This window comes from Hoylesella enoeca JCM 12259, assembly GCF_000613405.1.
GTDB lineage: Bacteria > Bacteroidota > Bacteroidia > Bacteroidales > Bacteroidaceae > Prevotella > Prevotella enoeca.
The window spans coordinates 1-816 of record NZ_BAIX01000112.1; the positions used below are offsets into that span (position 1 = coordinate 1).

At 47.2% G+C, this 816-nt stretch carries 2 pseudogenes; both read left to right on the plus strand.

What is annotated here, in order from left to right:
- Positions 1-281: pseudogene (locus JCM12259_RS17495) on the plus strand (hypothetical protein); the annotation flags it as partial.
- Positions 282-539: 258 nt separating this feature from the next.
- Positions 540-816 (plus strand): annotated as a pseudogene (locus JCM12259_RS15650) (DUF6261 family protein); the annotation flags it as partial.

Sequence of the window (816 nt, forward strand, 5' to 3'; positions counted from 1 at the left end):
ATAGTGATTGGAAAATGCCATTCTCTTTAGGTTTTGCCAACATACCGGCAGTACCACAAGTTTTTCAGCACTATGACTGGTATGGTAATTTATTCGCTAGTACATTTACACAAGTGGGTGGAACAGCACTTATTCCTTACAAAGGATATTGGACGAGTTCAGAGATCAAAGACCAATGGGCCGGAACTGTTTTCTTATCCTTTGAGAGGTCTGTAATGTGGGAATTTAATTATAAAAGTGCTATGGGCAACTACCGCGTCCGCCCCTTCGTGAAGTATTAATCTCAGCGTAGGAGTACGACGGGCCCAAATCGGTGACGGGAAACTGGCGTATCCCTACGACGAGCCGAAAACAGTAAAAAGAGCGCGGCGTAGGGGTACGCGAGGCAGAAATCAGTGCCGGGAGCCTGGCGTACCTCTACGACAGGTCGAAAATAGCAATTTGGAGCCGTCGTACTCCTACGCCGACCTCGAAACAAAGAAAACGGCCTTTCAAACCCTTTATAAACTATAAATATTAACTTCCTAAACAATATAACTATGAAATTAAAAGATTTTATGAGAAGTCGGCTCCAAAACATGGAGCATTATCAGTTTGCTGACCGCGTGCTGCAGCTTTGCAAGGAAGCCAATGTGCCGAAACTAACGGCTATGTTGGGGCCGCTCACGGCCGCCGTGGCTAAGGAAGATTTGGCACTCAACCAGCCCCGCGTGCTCGACGGCACCGAAGAACTCGAGTTGCTCGACAACGCGCGCGATAATGCTTATTATGCGCTAAGCCTGCTTGTCGAAATGCAGAAACGAAGCGAAGATAAAG